Annotated in this window: 13 protein-coding genes; 4 read left to right on the plus strand and 9 right to left on the minus strand. The window is 55.9% G+C overall.

All coding sequences use genetic code 11. From position 1 onward, the window contains the following. Positions 1-330: 330 nt before the first annotated feature. On the plus strand, positions 331-2,367 hold the full coding sequence (locus H0S68_RS12390; protein ID WP_410528732.1) for a TonB-dependent siderophore receptor: 2,037 nt from the start codon (positions 331-333) through the stop codon (positions 2,365-2,367). A gap of 55 nt (positions 2,368-2,422) precedes the next feature. Here the strand turns inward: H0S68_RS12390 and H0S68_RS12395 are convergent, their stop codons facing one another. The 6 genes from H0S68_RS12395 to H0S68_RS12420 form a co-directional block, all read right to left on the minus strand. Then, entirely contained in the window at positions 2,423-4,117 is a 1,695-nt protein-coding gene (locus H0S68_RS12395; RefSeq protein WP_410528733.1) for a glycoside hydrolase family 13 protein, read from the minus strand. Between the two features lie 20 nt (positions 4,118-4,137). Then, positions 4,138-5,253, minus strand: coding sequence for an ABC transporter ATP-binding protein (locus H0S68_RS12400; RefSeq protein WP_048758817.1), 1,116 nt, complete (start codon positions 5,251-5,253; stop codon positions 4,138-4,140). A 64-nt stretch (positions 5,254-5,317) separates the two neighbouring features. Then, a complete protein-coding gene (locus tag H0S68_RS12405; RefSeq protein ID WP_198639654.1) occupies positions 5,318-6,679 on the minus strand; it encodes an alpha-glucosidase in 1,362 nt (453 codons plus the stop codon). A 32-nt stretch (positions 6,680-6,711) separates the two neighbouring features. Continuing rightward, complete coding sequence (locus tag H0S68_RS12410) at positions 6,712-7,557, minus strand: carbohydrate ABC transporter permease (protein ID WP_020826988.1); 846 nt, start codon at positions 7,555-7,557, stop codon at positions 6,712-6,714. Then, positions 7,554-8,549 (minus strand): carbohydrate ABC transporter permease, encoded by a 996-nt coding sequence (locus H0S68_RS12415; RefSeq protein WP_020826989.1) that lies wholly within the window; start codon positions 8,547-8,549, stop codon positions 7,554-7,556. Before H0S68_RS12415 ends, H0S68_RS12410 begins: the two co-directional genes overlap by 4 nt. A gap of 33 nt (positions 8,550-8,582) precedes the next feature. Beyond that, positions 8,583-9,848, minus strand: a complete 1,266-nt coding sequence (locus tag H0S68_RS12420) for an ABC transporter substrate-binding protein (protein WP_410528734.1) — start codon at positions 9,846-9,848, stop codon at positions 8,583-8,585. 123 nt (positions 9,849-9,971) lie between these two features. On the opposite strand from H0S68_RS12420, the gene H0S68_RS12425 reads away from it, so the two are divergent. Beyond that, positions 9,972-10,907: a LysR family transcriptional regulator gene (locus H0S68_RS12425; RefSeq protein WP_048758812.1), complete on the plus strand. Its 936-nt coding sequence runs from the start codon at positions 9,972-9,974 to the stop codon at positions 10,905-10,907. Here H0S68_RS12425 and H0S68_RS12430 read toward each other — a convergent pair whose 3' ends face one another. Next, positions 10,908-11,177 (minus strand): PTS transporter subunit EIIB, encoded by a 270-nt coding sequence (locus H0S68_RS12430; RefSeq protein WP_020826992.1) that lies wholly within the window; start codon positions 11,175-11,177, stop codon positions 10,908-10,910. A 174-nt stretch (positions 11,178-11,351) separates the two neighbouring features. Between H0S68_RS12430 and H0S68_RS12435 the strand changes: the two genes are divergently transcribed. Next, positions 11,352-11,525: a hypothetical protein gene (locus H0S68_RS12435; RefSeq protein ID WP_020826993.1), complete on the plus strand. Its 174-nt coding sequence runs from the start codon at positions 11,352-11,354 to the stop codon at positions 11,523-11,525. A gap of 21 nt (positions 11,526-11,546) precedes the next feature. On the opposite strand, the gene H0S68_RS12440 is transcribed toward H0S68_RS12435, so the two are convergent. Beyond that, positions 11,547-11,801 (minus strand): rhodanese-like domain-containing protein, encoded by a 255-nt coding sequence (locus tag H0S68_RS12440; protein ID WP_237142397.1) that lies wholly within the window; start codon positions 11,799-11,801, stop codon positions 11,547-11,549. 72 nt (positions 11,802-11,873) lie between these two features. Next, positions 11,874-14,300 (minus strand): DUF3772 domain-containing protein, encoded by a 2,427-nt coding sequence (locus H0S68_RS12445; RefSeq protein ID WP_020826996.1) that lies wholly within the window; start codon positions 14,298-14,300, stop codon positions 11,874-11,876. Between the two features lie 485 nt (positions 14,301-14,785). On the opposite strand from H0S68_RS12445, the gene H0S68_RS12450 reads away from it, so the two are divergent. Continuing rightward, entirely contained in the window at positions 14,786-16,513 is a 1,728-nt protein-coding gene (locus tag H0S68_RS12450; RefSeq protein ID WP_410528735.1) for an ABC-F family ATP-binding cassette domain-containing protein, read from the plus strand. The last annotated feature ends 40 nt before the right edge of the window (positions 16,514-16,553 follow it).

Raw genomic sequence — 16,553 nt, forward strand, 5'->3', positions numbered from 1 at the left:
ATTATGTTTCAAGCTGTCACCTCTGCGGCAGCCTGAAGAGCAAGGGAGCGGATATCGCTATCTTGGCGATTAATCTTCAGATAAAAACACCGCCGACCGAATCCAACACGGAACAATGTGGCCAAATTCCCCCACCAGTGCCCGCTTGATAAACATTCACTACACAAATCCTACACATGCAAATTATAATAATAATGATAATCGTTTTTATTTATTAATTTGATATGGAATGGTATGCATCAGGTAGAAAACCCACGTCCGACTAAAACAAAAAAGCATCCGGCGCTTCGTACACTTCCCCTCCTCGTCACCGTTTTACCGGGGCTGTCCATGACCACCGTCTGGGCCGAAGATGACACGCTTACCGTGACCACGCGCTCACTTCCCACTGAGGGTTACAATGCCGACACGGCCTCAACGGGGAGTAAAACAGCCACTCCGCTCAGTGACGTGCCGCAGTCCGTCAGCGTCGTCACGCCTGAGATCATTAACGACTTTCAGGTTAAAAGCGTCAATGATGCGATGAAATTCGTCAGCGGCGTGACTCAAGGTAATACCCTGGGCGGCACGGAGGACGGCTTTGTCAAACGCGGCTTTGGCGTCAACTCTGACGGCTCGGTATTTGTCGACGGTGTCCGCAGCAATCAGGGGTTGAGCATGGATGCCACCACCGATCGCGTTGAGGTGTTGAAAGGCTCTGCCTCTTTGCTGTACGGAATTCTCAATCCCGGCGGCATCATTAATCTGATCAGCAAAAAACCGCAATACGACTGGAATACCCGCATCAGCGCTGCCACCAGCAGCTTTGGTGGCGGCAGTGGTACCCTCGACGTCACCGGCCCTTTGGGAAACGGTTTTGCTTTCCGTTTTATCGCCGAGCATCAGCATCAGGATTACTGGCGCAATTTTGGCACCAATGAACATACGCTGTTAGCACCCTCACTCAGTTGGTATGGTGATAAAGCGACCTTCAACATAGCCTACAGTGAGTATAAGTACGATATTCCTTATGATCGCGGCACTGCCTTTATCAATGGCACGCCGGTCGATGTCCCCTATAACCGCAGGCTGGACGACTATGCCAACCACGCCTGGGGCAAAAACAAACGCCTCAATACTCATTATGAGTACGCGCTGGACAGTACCTGGACCACCCGTTTTAACTATGCCTGGATGCAGCGACGCTATGACAGCAACGAAGTGCGCGCCACCGCCATCAACACTACAACCGGTGTGGTTTCACGCAGGGCGGATGCCAACCGCGGCTTCAACCATCAAACCTCTTACTATTCCTGGGACGTAAACGGGTCGCCGGTGGTATTGAGCATGCAGCATGACCTGCTGGTTGGCGTTGACTATGAAAAAAATGAAACGTACAAGGCCTACTCTTACCGCGGCAAGGTGTCGAATACCTTTAATATGTACGATCCGGTCTACGGCGAAACGCCGATAACCAACAGCAGCACTTACAATGATGCGCTAAGTAATCTGCGCAGCCGCTTATATAGCCGCTCGGTCTACGCCAAAGACAGCATTCATTTAACTGACCAGTGGATTGCCGTCCTGGGCGCACGCTACCAGTCGTACTACCAGAACAACAGCAACGGATTCCAAAACCCGCAAAACACACTGAATGACAAAGGCAACAAATTTCTGCCGCAGGCTGGCGTGGTATATAAGTTGACGCCGGGCGTTTCTCTGTACGCCAACTACAGTCAGTCCTTTACCCCCTCGACGGCGGTGGATGACAACGGTAACGTCGCGACGCCTGAAACCGGTACGACCTATGAAATGGGCGGCAAATGGCAAATCACTCCGGCGGTGGATGCCACGCTGGCGCTGTACCGTATAGATGAAGAAAACATGTCGATCTTCATCAACGGCGTGACCCGCAGCATTCCTAAGGCTCGCTCCACCGGCATTGAGCTGGAACTCAACGGTGAAGTGGCCCACGATTGGGATCTTACGGCCAATTACAGCTACGACAAAACCCAGATTGTCGAAGACAACCTCAATCCGGATAACGTCGGTAACCGGTTGGTCAACGCCCCAACCAATATGGGTAGCCTGTACCTCAGCCATCGCATCACTGTGCCGTTAGTGCCTGGTGATGTGCGCCTTGGTGGCGGCGGACGCTATGTCGGACGCCGCGCCGGCGATCCGGAAAACAGTTTTACCATGCCAGCATATACCGTGGCGGATGCGTTTATTGCCTGGGACAGCAAACTGGTGGGTAAACACACCCAGATTAAGCTGAACGTCAAAAACCTGTTCAACCGTGAATATTATGAGTCCAGTGCAGGGAACCTGCGTGTGATCGAGGGCGAACCCCGTAGCCTGAGTTTGCAGGCTACGGTAGATTTCTGATCCTGTCTCCTCGGATGCAGCCAGCTGCATCCGAGGAGAGCGAACACGGCCGGGATTAAATACAGCTGAGATTTTTTTGCCGCTGATAGACTCGAGTTTCATATGGGCGCAGCCTTTGCAGCTCACCGCTGTCCTGATAATTCCCTAATGCCAGCTGCCATTCACCCAGCGCTAATACCTGTGAATTTATCCGTTGCGCCTCGTTGCTCAAATTACAAAGCACCAACCTCTGCTGTGTACCCACGGTGCGGCTATAAGCGTAAATATGCGGATGTTCCGCCAGTTGTAACTGATAGCGACCTTCGATCCACACAGGATCCTGCTTGCGCAGACGGATTAGCGCCCGATAGAAATTCAGTACCGAATCGGCTTCTTCGCGCTGACGCGCCACGTTGATCTGCGGATAGTTGGCATTGACCGCAAACCAGGGCGCGGCTGAGCTGAAACCGGCGTTGGCGCTGTCGTCCCACTGCATTGGCGTGCGCGAGTTATCGCGTCCGCTGCGGCCCAGAAACGCCAGGATCTGCGCCTCGTCCATGCCCTGCTCGCGCAGCTTGGCAAAACGGTTTCTGGCGGCAATATCGTTAAAATCGGCCAGGCTATCGAAGCGGGTATTGGTCATCCCCAACTCCTGCCCCTGGTAGATAAACGGTGTTCCCTGCATCAGGAAATACATCGCGGCGATGGCAGTGGCGCTTTCGCGCCAATACTGCTTATCGTCGCCCCATTTCGACACCACGCGCGGGATATCGTGGTTTTCAACATACAGAGCATTCCACCCCTTGCCCTCCAGCAGCGTCTGCCAGCGGGTAAAGATGTCTTTCAGGCCCAGCACGTCTGCTCCGGCTTGCGGCGACTGCTGGTGGTTGTTTTCCCACAGCTTGACGTGCTCGAACTGGAAAATCATGTTCAAGCGGCCGTGCTGCTCGCCCACCCAGTCTTCACCCTGCTCCGCCGAAGCACCGTTCATTTCGCCCACCGTCATGATGTCATAGCGATTAAACACCTGTTCGCACAGATCATCGACATACTCCAGCAGGCCCTCATAGTTCAGATGCCGCTCGAAAGACGGCACGTAACGCAACCCAAGCGGATTGGGCATGTCGGTCAGCCCCGGCTGCTTTTTCATATGGCAGATAGCGTCGATGCGGAAACCGTCAATGCCCTTGTCCAGCCACCAGCGCATCATGTCGTACAGCGCCGCACGCACCTGCGGGTTTTCCCAGTTCAGGTCCGGTTGACGCTCCGAGAACAGATGAAGGAAGTATTGCTCGCTGCCGGGGTCATATTTCCAGGCCGAGCCGTTGAAAATGCTCTCCCAGTTGTTGGGTTCCGCGCCATTTTTACCGTCACGCCAGATATACCAATCGCGTTTGGCGCTGGCTTGAGATGATCGGGACTCAATAAACCACGGATGTTCGTCAGACGTGTGATTAACCACCAGATCGAGTATCAGCCGCATTCCCCGGGCGTGTACTTCGGCCAGCAGGCGGTCAAAGTCGTCCATGGTGCCAAATTCGGTCATTATGGCCTGGTAATCACTGATATCGTAGCCATTGTCGTCGTTCGGCGAGCGGTACATCGGACAGATCCAAATCACGTCGATACCTAGCCACTGCAAGTAATCCAATTTGGCCGTAATACCATTCAGGTCACCTATACCGTCACCGTTGGAGTCCATAAAGCTGCGCGGGTAGATTTGATACACCACCGCCTGCTTCCACCACTGTACTGTCTGCCCACCGCTCATGGCTGTGCTTCCTTAATAAATTAATGCGCCTGCGCCGAGGTCAAAATGCGCTGAAACGCCCGACCTTGACGGTCAAACAGATAACAACACTCTACCGGCAGCCGCACGCCGACGGTATCGCCGGCCTGGATGCTGGAGCGCTCAGGATTGCGCAGCACCCAGGGTTCACCGGCGTTGCCGTTGTCCAGATAGAGGTAGGTTTCATTCCCCATGTGTTCGACAAACATCACCTCGCCCTGAAACTCGCACTCCGCGCGTTCGCCCCCCCGAATATGCTCCGGGCGAATACCGACGTTGACGCTCTGGCCTTCCGCCTCGGGAGGCGTGGCGATCGGCAGTATCAGCGCCTTGCCGTTGTCCAGCTCGACCACGCTTTGCTGCTCACCGGCTCGCCGTAGTATCGCCGGGATCAGGTTCATCTTCGGTGAACCGATAAACTGCGCGACAAATTCATTGGCCGGTTGGTCATAGAGTTCCAGTGGCGTGCCGACCTGCTCGACATGACCTTGGTTCAGCACCACGATGCGATCCGCCAAGGTCATGGCTTCAACCTGATCGTGGGTAACATAAATGATGGTCGACCCCAGCCGCTTATGCAGCGACGCCACTTCCATACGCATTTGCACCCGCAGTGACGCATCGAGGTTGGACAGCGGTTCGTCGAATAAAAACAGCTTAGGCTCGCGCACGATGGCCCGACCAATCGCCACCCGTTGCCGCTGCCCGCCCGAAAGATCCTTCGGGCGGCGTTCCAATAGCGGCTCGAGCTGCAAAATGCGTGCGCTCTCGCGCACCCGGCTGTCGATTTCAGCCGCGGAATGGCCCGCCAGCTCCAGCGCAAACGCCATGTTTTTATAGACGCTCATATGCGGATAGAGCGCGTAAGACTGGAACACCATGCCAATACCGCGTTCAGCCGGGGTATCGTCGTTAACGTAGTTGCCATCGATATACATGCCGCCGCTGCTGATCTCCTCCAGCCCGGCGATCATCCGCAACAGGGTTGATTTACCGCAGCCGGAAGGCCCGACGATCACCACAAATTCCCCACTGTTGATGTGCAGATCCAGCGATTTAATCACCTCTGCGTTAGCGCCATAGCGTTTTTGCAGTTTTTCAAGCGTAAGTTGCGCCATATTCCCCCCGTTCTCACCCCAGTTGGCAGTCTGCGGGGCGCCAATGTGCGCCCCGCTATCCGGCTTATTTCAGATAATCAAGCCACGGACTCTGGCGTGAGATCATCACGTCGACCAACTCAGGGATCGCACGGCATTTGTCGTTGACCGAATCCACCAGCAGCGCCTGGATCACCAGATCGCGCGAGCCTTCAATCACCGCATCGGCGGTTAAATCGTGAATGGCGATCTGGTTGCTGAGCAGCCCGCCAATACCGGCCGGCATATTCACTTTAATGCCGTGCACGCCTTTGCGATCGATAATCGCCGGCACCTCCACCGCAATAAAGTCCGGCAGCTGTTTGATAAAGCCCAGGTTCGGTATATTGACCGCCGACTCCTCATAGCCGGAATCGGTCAGGATCCCTTCCATGATCGGCACCACGCGCTCTTTCAGCTTCAATTCGATTTTCGGCTGCACGTGCCCCAGGTAATTGCGATAGAAGGTGTAAAAGTCGAGAATGCCGCGATGATCGCTGACCTCGCTGGCCCAGCGGATATACTCGCCAAAGTGGCTGTCGCCGGTGATTGGCAGGTGGTGGAATTTCTCCAGAATCTCCTTGAACAGGGTACGGTCAGCCCAGGGATAAGCGCTGTCTTTGCCGCCCAACGCATCACGCTCAGTGCTGCCTTCGGTCTGCACCAGTTTACCGTGGGTGCGGGTATACGCCAGGATATCGCTGTAGCCCGGCAGGCGGGAGAAATAGTCCGGTGCCTTGGCGCGCACGTCGCCATAGGCATCCTTGCCGCTGTCTTTGTAACTGGCCTCCAACAACACGCTGAAGTGGTTAAGCCCGGCGGCGCGCAGGTTTAGATTCTCGAACGACGTGCCGAGCATTTCCGGTAAATAGCGCTCAAGTGAGGCGATTTCATGACACATGCCGACAAAATTGAGCTGCGGAAAGCGACGATGCACGGTGGTGCAAATGCGGCTCATCGGGTTGGAATAGTTAAATATCCAGGCGTTGGGACAGATGTCGGCAACGTCGGCACAAATGTCGAGGATCGGCGGAATAATCCGCAGCGAGTGGAACAGCCCGCCAGGCCCACCGTTTTCTCCGTATACCTGCTGGATGCCGTATTGCTGCGGGATCTGCCAGTCGAGATCCCACAGTGCGAAACGGTCACCCACTTCGATGGAGATAATCACGAACTCCGCCCCTTTCAGCGCAGTTTTACGATCGGTAGTGGCGCTGACGGTAAACGGCAGATCTTCAGCAGCCAGAAAGTCCCGGGCGGTTTTCTCGGTCACTGCCAGTGCAGACGGATTGATGTCGTGCAGCACAATCTCGCTGCCGTACAACGTTTTGCTTTGGAAGATATCCCCCAGCGTGCCATAGCCGAATTGCGCACTGCCCGCACCCACTAAAACGATTTTTGTAGCCATTACTTTTCTCCTGCTTCAGGGTTAATCGAAAATCAGCCTTTTACTGCGCCGTTGGTTAATCCGCTGACGATGCGACGCTGGAATATCAGGACCAGTGCGATGATCGGCAGTGTGACAATGACCGAGGCCGCCATGATGGTGCCCCAGGGAAGTTCGAACTGAGAGGCGCCCTGCAGCATGCCGATGGCGACCGGCACGGTGCGCTTGCCGCTGGAAATGACAAACGTCAGGGCGAACATAAATTCATTCCAGGCGCCGATAAAGGCCAGCAACCCGGTGGTCACCAGCGACGGCCCCATAATTGGCGCAAAAATGCGGGTGATAATGGTCCAGGTGCCGGCACCGTCGACGATCGCCGCCTCTTCCAGCTCCGCCGGGATCGCCTTCATAAAGGTGGTCAGCACCCAGACGGTAAACGGCAGCGAGAAGGTGGTATAGGACAGCACCAGAGCGCCCAGGGAGTCGTACAGCCCCATAAAACGCACCAACTCAAACATGCCGGACAACACCGCCACCTGCGGGAACATCGAGACGCAAAGAATGGTGAACAGCAGATACTTACGGCCGCGAAAACGGATACGCGCCAGAGCAAAAGCGGCGGTGATCGACACCAGCAGGCAAATGCCTACCGTCAGCGTCGCCACGACAATGGAGTTCAGCAGGCTGCGGGCAATGCCATTTTCCATCAATGCGGTCAGATAATTGCCCCAGTGCAGATTGCCCGGCAGATAAGCAACCTGGAACAGATCCTGCCCGGAACGCAACGAGGTGATCAGCGCGTAGTAGAACGGAAACAGGCAGATCACACTGGCCAAGGCGGCCGCGGCGAAGATCAGCGTTTTATGGCCGTATTTCTGCTGTTGGCGGCTCAGTTTCATGCTTGTTTCTCCTTGTCGTTCAGGCGGCCCAGCGTAAGGAAGCAAGCGGCGATCCCCGCCACCATCATAAAGACCAGTACCGATGCGGCCGAGCCGGAGCCCATTTCCTGATAGCTGACCATGCGATCCCGGGCGTAACCGGACACCGATACCGTGGCTTCGCTGTTGGAAGTCAGCACGTAAATCAGATCAAATACCCGTAGCGCATCCATCACCCGGAAAATCAGCGCGACGATCATTGCCGGCATAATCAACGGCAAGGTGATGCGGCGGAACCGCTGCCAGGCATTGGCACCGTCGACGCGGGCGGCCTCATACAGATCGCCGGGGATCAGTTGCAGCGCCGCCAGCAACATCAAGGCCATAAACGGCGTGGTCTTCCACACGTCGGCAATCACCACCGCCCACATCGACAGCCCCGGCTCCGCTACCCAGGCCAAGGGCGTGGCGATAATGCCGGTTTTAAGCAGCAGGTCGTTCACCACGCCGTACTGATCGTGGAACATCCAGCCCCACATTTTGGCGGACACGATGGTCGGAATGGCCCAGGGCACCAAAATGGCGGTGCGCACCAGCCCCTGGCCGCGGAATTTTTGATTCATCAGCAGCGCCAGCAGCATGCCGAACACCAGTTCCAGCGATACCGACAGCAAACTGAAGCGCAGCGTGTTGCCTACCGCCAGCCACCAAAGCGGATCCGCCAACACCCCGTAGTGATGACCACCCTCAGTCAGATCCAGATAGTTGGCGAAGCCGACAAACCGATAATCGTCCGGCGCGTCCAGCATGGCGTCGGTAAAGCTGTAAAACAGGGTGCGCAGCAGCGGCCAGCCGGCTACCACCGCCAGCAGCAACATCGCCGGTGCCACCAGTAACCAGGCGATGCGGCTACGCCGCTGCTGGTGATTAAGCTTGCTGCGCCTGGCCGGCAGCACCTGGGCTGACTCATCAGGGGTAGCCGTCAGGGATAAAGCGTGCGTATCGCGTTTCATGCATCAGACTCCGGCGGTTAATGGGGAGATGATTCAGCGCCATCCTCTGGCTTTGATCCGTTCCAGTCGCTGCTGTAAATCCGCCACGGCGGTGACACCGTCACTGTCACCGCGCAATACGTTAAAGGTGGCGTTGTAGATGGCTCGGGAAACCTGCGCGTATTGCCGTTTGGTTTGAGTTGCCGGGCGCGGCATGGCCTGCGCGAATATGCCCTTGAAGTCTGCCAAATAAGGCGCCTGCGCCAATACTTGCGGATCGTCGTACAGCGCGGTGCGCGAAGGAGCCTGACCCAATAACGCCAGCGCCCTTTTTTGCGATTCGGCATCGCTGACGATTTTCAGCAGCGCGATGGCCGCCTTGGGGTGTTTGGTATAGCCGTTGATTGCCCACTGCCAACCGCCCAACGCGCTGACCGAATGGCCGTCAGCCCCTTTCGGCAACGGCATCACCCCCACTTTGCCGCGGATCGCGCTGCTACTGTCCTGCGCTAGCACGTAGGCGTAGGGCCAATTGCGCATAAACAGCGCATCGCCGTTTTGGAATACCGCCCGCGACTCTTCTTCCATGTAGCCAAGCGTGCCTTTCGGCGTGATTTTGCCAATCCAACCGGCGGCCATATTCAGCGCTTGCGCCGCCTGCGGGTTGTTAATGGTGATATTGCCCTGAGCATCAATAAAACTGCCGCCGTTTTGCGACGCTACCCACTCCAGGGCGTTGCAGGTCAGCCCCTCATAAGATTTTCCCTGAAATACCAGCCCCCAAAAGTTTTTGTGGCCGGCGGCACGCTCAGCTTGCTGAATGTGGATTGCGACGCGGGTCAGATCGGCCCAGGTCTCCGGCGGTTGTTCACCGTATTTCTCCAGCAGATCCTTGCGGTAGTAGAGCGCGCCGCTGTCCAGATAGGCCGGCACCGCTTTGACCCGGCCATTAACCACGTTGTTTTGCCAGGCGGCGGGGAAGAAATCCTGTTTGATGTCGCTCACGCTGTCGGTCAGATCCAGCAGGTGTTTGTTCAATACGCCGATCCATACGGTGTCGGCCTGAAACAGATCGATGGCGCTGGCGTCTTTGGCGGCAAACAGTTGCTGGAACAGCGACAGCTTTTCATCGGAGGCAGGAGGCAGGTCGATAAATTCCAGGGTATGGCCAGTCTGAGCCTCAAAGCGCTGTTTGATCTCGTTGCAGTATTGGCGCCCTTCTTTGCTTGGCGCGCATTGCATACGCAACGTGTCGGCCAATACTTGCCCGGACATCAACGCCAGTGCGGCGGCAACCATACTCGGTATCAATCTTCTCATTGCATCCTCTCTGGTGGCGGCTGGGAATACCGGCATAGGAGCAAGCTATCGAAGGCAGGTCATTGGCGGAAATCGTTTTTCACCGCTACGATATAGAAACTTTCTATACCACCAGTGGAAAATATGATCGTGGACAAAATTCTGCGGCAGTTTATCGAAGTGGCGATGTTCAAAAATGTGAGTCATGCAGCAAACAAACTTTGCCTGAGCCAGCCGACGCTGACCCACAACATGAAGAAACTGGAAGAGAACCTCGGAGTACAGCTGCTGGAGCGAACCTCAACCGGGGTAAAAACCACCGAGTACGGCGATCTGCTGTTGGAGCAGGCGCAGATGATGCAGCGTATCTACGACAACACGCTGATCAAACTGGCATTCATCAAAGCACGTCAGGAGCAGAGCCTGCGTATGGGCACCGGTCATGCCTGGTGGTATATGTTTGTACGCGACAGCTTCAATGCCTACCGCAAGCTGCATCCGATGGTGAATATCCATATCGATCTGGGCAACCACCTGCGCCTGATGGACCTGTTACTGGGCGGGGATATCGACTTGTTTATCGGCCATGAAATTCAGGGGCTGAACCCTAAAGCAGGCATCAGCTTTCTGCCGCTGTTTGGCACCACCGACAGTATGTTCGTGCGGCGCGGACACCCGCTGCTGGGACAAACGGTGGGCCCGGATGCGCTACTGGACTACCCCTGCGTTGAGCTGACCCCGGATGAAAGTCGTTATCATCATATGGTGGAAGATATGCAGCCGAAAAAGCTGGCGCGAAACCGCCTGCATCTGGCGGAGCGGGTAATTTGTTCGACCAATTCCATGATGTCGGCTGTAGACATGATCAACGATTCCGATGCGGTACTGCTGAGCTATCCCTCCTGTATGGCGGGTTATTTTGCGGATTACGGCATTGAACCCCTGCAGCTGATCCAGCCGGGACCACGTTGCACCGTCGGTATCTATCTGATGCGCGAAAAGGCGGATGCCCCGCATGTGGTGCAGATGCAAACACTAATGCAGCAGCACCTGGAACAGATCCGCCCGCTGTTGTCGTAGCTACTTCTCGCCGGTCAGCGCCACCAGCGCCTGGTACAGCGGTCGGGCATTGCCCGGCCCCACCACCAGCTGATATTCGGTAGTCAGACGTGGAGTGTCGACCTCCAACAGCGCTTTAACACCGTTCAGGTCTTCGATGCCCGGTCGATCCAGCCGCCCGGCATCGCGCAGTTCCACCCTGATACGGCTGGCGCAGTAGCGTATTTTGGTCAGGTTTTCCGCTCCGCCAAAGGCGGCCAGCACCGACGCCGCAAGCTGATGTGTTTCCATTGTGCCTCCAGAAAAAGATTGCCTATGCAACAACAGCATAGAGCCGGCGGCAGGCCGAAGTGAAATTGGTTTCACCCGGTGCAATATAGACCCTATCTATAACGCATCATTCGGCGCCCTCAATCTGTTACAAGGCATATACTTAACGGAGTGTACAGATAGGAGGTAATTGAGATGAAAGCGATAATTCCCCTGTTTTTGATGCTGATGCTTTCCGGCTGCCTTGGCCGGGGCGGCCCACAGGATGTGCCGCCACCGCCGGTGCATAATGATCCACAAACCTGCAATAATTCCTCCGCCAGCGCCAACAGCGACTGCTCTCAGTCCGTGGTACCGGCGATGCACTAACGCAAGCCATGCGGGCCGCGATCAGATCTCTATACGCAGGCCCGCCGCTTTCCAGTCAGGAAATCCGTCTTCCAGCCTGCGGGCCTCGCGACCTTTGGCGCGCAGCGCAGCAACGGCGTTAACCGAAAGCACGCAGTAAGGGCCGCGGCAATAGGCGACCACTTCACGGCCTTCGGGTAACTCGGCCAATCGACGTTCAAGTTCTTCCAACGGAATGTTCAATGCGCCAGGCAAATGCCCCAGCGCATACTCTTCATGCGGGCGTACGTCGAGCAAAAGGCCCACGCCGTGTTCGGCGTAGGCCTTTATCTCAGCGCTGTCCTTTGCGCCGGGCTGTGGTAATCCCAGCTACGAAGATTGTTCTTCTTCGTTGGCCAGATTTTTCGCCTGCTGTTTCATAAACACCACTTCCTGCGGGCTCGACATGTTGACACGGTGCGCCCGCAGCAATTTGAGAATATTGAACAACAGTTCGCTCTTGGTTGAACCGACCATGCGCGGGCTGGCGACATAACCGGTCACGCTGAGGATAATGCCGTCCGGGCCGAGCTGGCTGAAGCGCACATAGGGCGCCGGGGCATCCAGAATGGCTTCATATTCCTGATAAGCGCTCAGCAGGATGTTGCGAACCTGCTCCGGATCGATATCCGTCGGGAAGGTCAGCGCAATGGTTACCACCCCCTGCGCATTGCCCATGGTGGCATTACGCACGTTTTGCGAGATAAGTTGAGAGTTAGGTACGATCATCGTTGAGCGATCGCTAAGCTGGATCTCGGTGGCGCGCACATTGATACGACGCACGTCCCCCTCTACGCCGCCGATACCGATCATATCGCCGACTTTCACCGGGCGTTCGGTCAACAGAATCAAACCGGAAATAAAGTTCTTCACGATTTCCTGCAAACCAAAACCGATACCCACCGACAAGGCACTGACGATCCAGGCCAGGTTGTTCCACTGAATGCCCAGCGCCGCCAGGGTAATCAGGATCAACAGCACGTAGCCCACGTTGCTGAACAACGTCACCAGCGATGCACGAATACCAATGTCTGCAATGGTTTTTGGCAGCAGTTCCTGGCTTAACCAGCGCTGGGTAACTCGCAGAATATAGATGCCAATGGCCAGGCAAATCACCGCATTGATCAGGTTGCCGGGCACAATGTTCAGTTGTTTCAGCCCTTCGCCGCTAAGAATGGCGATGATCTTTTCCAACAGCGAGTTGGGCGTCGTGGTGCCAAACGAGCCGTTAAACAACGAGACAATCATCAACAACAACAGCGAGCACTTGGCGATGGCGGTGAAGATGATCGCCATCTGCTCCAGGTGGCGATCCTTAAAATTAAGCGACTTCTTCAGCATCTTGCCACTGGCGGTTTGCGGCGAGAAGATTGCCGCGCACAGGTCAGTGGCGAACAGCACCAGGAAATAGAACGTCATTAACACCAGCGCGATCCAAATCACCTGATAGGTCAGGAAACGGGCAAAAGCGATATACCCTATCAGCAGCGAAAGCAAGATCACGCTTGAACACACCAGGGTGCTCATATGCAAAAGCCCACTGATGGTGGAGCGCTTCTCTACGTGTTCGCCCTGCTGTTCCAACTGACGGCGGATACGCTGAGAACGCAGTGGCATCGCCAGCAACACCATACCAATCAAGCCGGCAACCAGGCCGTTACCGAAAATGGTGGTGCTCAAACTGGCGCTGACGGCATTATTAATAAGTTCTACCGTACCAAATGCCAATGCCAGCCCGGCCAACAGCGGCGAGAAATAGCGCAGACCTGAGGCAACGGCATTATCCAGGGTGCCAAGGCGCCACGAAGGGCGATTAAGTGACAGCGTTGCGCGCCCCAGTCCGGCAATCAGCGCGCAGAAAATCCCTAACTGATAAAAACTCCCGGCGAAATCCTCCAGCATCACCGGTAAGGGTTGTACGCGTGTGAAGGTGAGGAACAGCAGGTTCAACGCAATGCTGGTAGTAACAACCGTGACGGTGACGGTCATGATTGCCATAAAACTGCGGCGCAAACGCCCGTCCGGAAGATAACGGATGCTCACCCACGCCAGGAAACGCTCGGAAAAATAGCGCCCCCACGACCAGATAACCACCGCCAATACCAACAGACCCAGGGTGCCGTAACGTGAATCTTCCTGCCAACTGGCGTCCCAGGTCTGTTTCATTGCGGCGTTGAACTGATCCAGGCGCTGCACGTCGTCATCGGCAGGCTTTATCACCGGCGTCCAAAATTTGGTGCCCAACACGCTACCGGTGTTCAACGCCAACTGACTTTTGAACGCGACGCGACGTAAGTCACTGATTTGTTGCCCCAGGTCGAGTACGCCAGCTCTCATCGCCTGTGCGCGTTGAACCGCTTCGTCGAGCTGCTTCTTGCTGTTATTCAAGGCATTGCGCTGTTGTACCACTGCCGCGTTTTCCGCCAACGCACCTGCCGCCGGTTGCGGCCCCAACACGTCCAGTTGTGCCTGCAGCTTCTCTTGCGCCGGTTGCAAGTCGGCCGCCAGCTTTTCCAGCTTGGCGGCCAGATCGTCAGTGGTCAATTTCAGCTTACTGAGCTGGGTATCGTTACTGGCTTTGGAAACCTGCTGTTTGATGCTGTCCAACTGCTTCTGGTAGTTTTTCAGGGCGGTCGCAGGGTCCGGCTGGCTTTCGGCTACCGGGCTGTCATCCTGTGCGGCAACGCTGGTCAGCGGCGCCAACTGCAAGCCAAACAGCAGGAACAGGAAAAGAATAATTTGACGGGGCTTTAACATAAATTCGGGGCTCAGCCTTTACATGATAGACAAACGAAACAGGCGGGCCGGTAGTCACCGACCCGCCTGGCTAATCATAAACTGAGATTATGATAACTGCTTAATCTCCGCTTAAATATCAGTATTACTCCCATTCAGCACGATTCTCATGGTGACAACGTCACTAAAAACAATGAAGAATTACCGCTTACCGCACTGATAACGCTGCGAATTTACACTAGCGCAACCTGCCAAAGCCCCCTATACTCAGCTCATTCATTAACCTACGTTATAAAAGGAGGATTACTATGCCGATGTGTGAATTGTTTTTTTACTCACACTTCTATAGTAATTGCCGCTGCTCAAGCATTACCGGTATCGTGCTGCGATAACCCAGGCTTGAGCGAAGCTTACTAACATTTGAGTCCCTTCCCTCCGGCTTACCGGGTTGTCGTCAGCGATGTTTGACGATAGGCATACGCATGCCTGTAACTCTTGAGTAAGCAATGAGCACATTACTTTCTGCATTATCTGTCGGCTACGACAACAATTTCGGCCCTCTGCTGGTTGAGGTTTCCTTTAGCCTGAAAAAAGGCGATCGCATCGGTTTAATCGGCCACAACGGCTGCGGTAAAAGCACTCTGCTTAAAATCCTCAGTGGCGATCTGCCCGCCAGCGCCGGCAGCGTAACCCCTGCCCACCAGTGCCTGATGGCGCGGGTGGAACAGCACCTGCCCGAAGCTCTGCACGACTGCAGCCTGCTGGATGCGGTCATGGCGCGACTACCGGAGAACCAACGCGTCAGTGAAAGCTGGCAAGGCGAAGTGCTGCTAAGCAGTCTGGGCTTTGCGCCAACGTCATGGACACTGACTGCGGGCACACTGAGCGGCGGCCAGCATACGCGCTTGCTGTTGGCGCGCGCGTTGATTCGCCAACCCGACCTGCTGCTGCTGGATGAGCCGAGCAATCACCTGGACCTGCCAACCCTGCTGTGGCTGGAGCAGTTTCTGCAAAACTGGTCCGGCAGCTTCGTACTGGTATCTCACGATCGGCATTTGCTGGATCAGGTCACCAACTGCACCTGGATCCTGCGCGATAAAACTCTGCAGTTTTTCCGCCTGCCCTGTACCGCCGCACGCAAGGCACTGGAGGAACAGGATGAAGCGGACGCACACCGCCGTCAGGCGGAGCAGAAAGAGATCGACCGGGTGGCGAAAAGCGCCCAGCGGCTGGCCGTGTGGGGTCGGGTTTACGATAACGAAGACCTGGCTCGCAAGGCCAAGCAAATGGAAAAACGCGTTGATCGGCTGAAAGAAGAGCAAACCACGTTGAGCGCAGGCAGCCAATGGCGGCTTAGGTTAAAGGGCGAGGCACTGGATGCCGATCGCCTGCTGGCCTTGCCGCAACTGGACGTGCGCCCGGCGGCGGAGGCTCCGGTTCTGTTCAGGCTTGCATCGTTGCGGGTTAAAAGCGGGGATCGCATCGCCATCGTCGGGCGTAACGGCTGCGGTAAATCTTCGTTGCTACATCATCTGTGGCGCGAATACCAAGACCCAAACCAACGGGAAGCCGTGTTCCACCCGCGAGTCCGCATCGGCTATTACGATCAAAGCCTGCAGCAACTGCGTGACGAGGATACGCTCTGCGAGGCGTTGTCGCATTTCGCGCCGCTGACCGAGGAACAGCGGAAAATGGCGCTGATTGGTGCCGGGTTCCCTTACCTGCGCCATCAGCAGCGCATCAGCACCCTGAGCGGCGGCGAGCGTTCGCGCCTGCTGCTTGTTGGGCTGACGCTGGCCAACTACTCTCTGTTATTGCTCGACGAGCCGACCAACCACCTGGATATGGAAGGCAAAGAAGAGCTGGCCGAGACCCTGCGTCAGTTTGAAGGCGCAGTAATGCTGGTCACCCACGACCGAATGCTGATCGAAAATAGCTGTAACCGCTTCTGGTTGATTGACCAGCAAAGGCTGGAAGAGTGGCAGGATCTGGAGCCGGTCTACCACCGGTTGGCACAAGCGACGGAGGCCGCGCCAATGACCACCTCGTCCCAGCAGCCTGCCAGTCGCGAATTGCAGCATGCAGACGAGGAGCGACTGTTGGCCGCGCTGTTTGAACTGGAAAGCAAACTGCAAGAAGATCTGGCGCGTAAACCCAAGCATCAAAAAGTGCAGCTGCAGCAGCAATGGCGAAGTGAAATCGCGACCATTACCGCACAGTTAAATCTGGACTAACCTGTACAGGCCGCCTGCGGGCGGCCTTTTTCGTAGGGAG

The organism is Serratia sp. AXJ-M, from assembly GCF_046531865.1.
Taxonomy (GTDB): domain Bacteria; phylum Pseudomonadota; class Gammaproteobacteria; order Enterobacterales; family Enterobacteriaceae; genus Serratia; species Serratia liquefaciens.